Raw genomic sequence first — 2,747 nt, forward strand, 5'->3', positions numbered from 1 at the left:
TCCTCTTCAGCATTAAGTCTTACAGATACAGTTTTCATATCCATCACCTCTAAGGCAACTGTATTACATTGTGTTACATAAATCAATAAGGAGCTTTATTTTTCTAAAACTATTTTTATATAAATTTTTTCTGTGAATTTGTATATTACAAGATAAAAAATTATATAAATAAGAAATACAAAAATCATTGATTTAATAAATAATTTTGTATTCATAAGTCCTATTAGCATTAAAAACTTTTGCAAAACAGGAAGGGCAAAGGATGTGTGGATGAGACAGAAAACTATTGGTAAAAACAAAAGCCACGCCATTTGTTTTCTTATAATTTTCTTACCATCAACTTCATCCAGTCCAAGTTTTCTTAAAATTTTAAATCTTTCTACGTCTCCATAGGCTTCTGTGAGAAATTTGTAGTATATGGCAAGCCCCATTGTTATTAAAAATGCAAGGGAAAGAATTATACCAACGAAAAATATTACTCCATAGTCACTTAAAAACTCCTCCTTTGTTTGCTGTCTATCTATTATTGTGAGTTTTTGATTTGGATTTACTTTAATGTCATTCTTGTGTTCATTAAGTAAATTATTAAAGTTTTTTGGCAAGTTTCCCTTTATCAAACTTGTTATATCTGGAGTTACTTTAGAGGTGTTCCCTTGGCAATTTAGTTTCTCACAAATTTTATTTGCTGTTTCGTAATCTTTTGCTAATATTTTATTTTTTTCAAAAATTGTCTGCACACTTTCCAATGGAATATCTATTGTTTCATTGGATACTTGCCTTGCGCTAAATCCCAATTTTTTTATAAATTCTTCATTATTATCTTCTTTAAAATAAATTAAATCCTTGCCTTTAAAGTCTAATTTGGTGTCCGGACTATAAATTATGTTCAGTGAAATTATGTCATTTTTTAAATTTGCATTAGTCCATTCTCTTTTTGTCATTACCTTTAGCTTATTCTTGTCTCTAATAAGTGGAATGGACCATTGAAAAGTTGTAGTGACCTTTCCTTCAATCTTATTGTCAGCTAATAAGCTTTTGATATTATCTCTATACTTTTGTAAATTTTTTATATTTAATGACTCTGCATCAGTCTTTATGACATAGGGTGCTGGAAATAATCTATTGGTTACATCTTCTATGCCTGCATAGAGACTTATCCCCGATGTCAAAACTATTGTAAAAGCTGTGGATAGTATTGCAATATTTGCAAGAGATCTAGAATTATTATTTACCCTGTATAAAAGTCCTGACACAGATAAAAAATTTTCTTTCTTGTAATATAGGGCCTTATTGTTTTTTAATAGTTCAAGAAATAAAGTCACTATGGTTGAAAAAGCAAAATAAGTTCCAATTATTACTAAAGTTGCCGCAATAAAAAATTTAAAAAAAGCTTGCACCGGATTTTTTGTAGTTAAACTTATGGCATAGCCTCCTGCAATAAAAACTATTCCCAATAAGGCTATTAATTTTGTAAATTTATTTTTCCTCTCTCCTGCCCTGGATTCATTTACCAAAGCGATTGGAGAATAATTTCTCATCTTAATAATCTGAATTGCAAATACAAAAATCAATATTGCAATAAATATTAAAGCTATGATAGCTACTGCTAAAATATTATTTAAAAATCCACCCTCAAATATATTTATTGAAATATTCGTCAGCTTTACAAAAATTCCAAGGGAAAGTTTGTATAAGGCAAGGCTAAAAATACTTGCTGGAAGAATAGAAAAAATAATAATATATATTATTTCCCAAAATAAAATTATTCGCAGATGTCTTTTCTCAAGTCCAAGTATTAAATAAAGTCCTTGCTCCTTTAATTTTCTCTTTTGAATAAAAGAATAGACAGAAGAAAGCATTATAAGTGAAAAAATTGATAAAACTATGACTCCACAAAATAGAATGCTTTTCATTGTTTCCATTCCACTTGCTCCTGCAAGAGATTTATCTAAGACAAGGCTTAAACAAATTGAATTAAGTACAATAAGAAAAATTATAGTTCCTATAAAGGGCATAAAAATTTTTTTATTTCTCTTAATTCCAGAAAGGGCAAGTCGTGAGTAAAGTGATTTCATTTTCTCAACTCCTTTGTAACATCTGCATTGTGTCTGCAATCTTCTTTTGCATATCAAGGGAAGTCCTCTCGCCCCTATAGATTTGATGGTAAATTTCTCCGTCCTTTATAAATAGAACTCTCTTCGCCTCTGATGCAGCCATGATAGAATGAGTTACCATGAGTATAGTCTCATTATCCTGGTTTAAGTCTTTAAAAACCTTTAAAAGTTCTCTTGTGTTATTGCTATCGAGAGCTCCTGTTGGTTCATCAGCAAGTAAAATTTTTGGGTCACTTATAAGTGCTCTCGCAATTGCGGTTCTCTGTTTTTGCCCTCCACTTATTTCATAGGGATACTTATTTAATAAATCCGAAACACTTAGCTTTTTTGCAATTTTTAATAATTTCTCTTCCATAACAGAAATTTTTTCATCGGACAATACTAGGGGCAATAAAATATTTTCTTTAACAGTGAAGTTATCAAGAAGATTAAAATCTTGAAAGACAAATCCCAAATTTTCTCTTCTAAACTTTGCCATTTCGCTGTCCTTTATTTCTTGTAAATCTTTGCCCATTAAAATTACTTTTCCAGAAGTTGGTCTGTCAAGTAAGGCTAAAATATTTAATAAAGTTGTCTTTCCACTTCCAGACTCTCCCATTATGGCAATATACTCTCCTGCTTCAACAGTAAAAT

Annotated in this window: 2 protein-coding genes; both read right to left on the minus strand. The window is 29.9% G+C overall.

Annotation, left to right across the window (positions count from 1 at the left end; all coding sequences use genetic code 11):
- Positions 1–95 precede the first annotated feature (95 nt).
- Positions 96–2,075 carry an FtsX-like permease family protein gene (locus tag Q0U74_RS07740; protein ID WP_297393887.1) on the minus strand — a complete coding sequence of 660 codons (1,980 nt, stop codon included), beginning with the start codon at positions 2,073–2,075 and terminating at the stop codon, positions 96–98.
- Positions 2,076–2,079: 4 nt separating this feature from the next.
- The coding region (locus tag Q0U74_RS07745; RefSeq protein WP_297393889.1) for an ABC transporter ATP-binding protein at positions 2,080–2,747 on the minus strand (668 nt) is incomplete at its 5' end.

Origin of the sequence: uncultured Peptoniphilus sp., from assembly GCF_946998875.1 — a bacterium.
GTDB lineage: Bacteria > Bacillota > Clostridia > Tissierellales > Peptoniphilaceae > Peptoniphilus_A.

Excerpts from the sequence above, each read along its gene's own strand:
- Q0U74_RS07740 (WP_297393887.1), bottom strand. The coding sequence starts at position 2,075 with ATGAAATCACTTTACTCACGACTTGCCCTTTCTGGAATTAAGAGAAAT.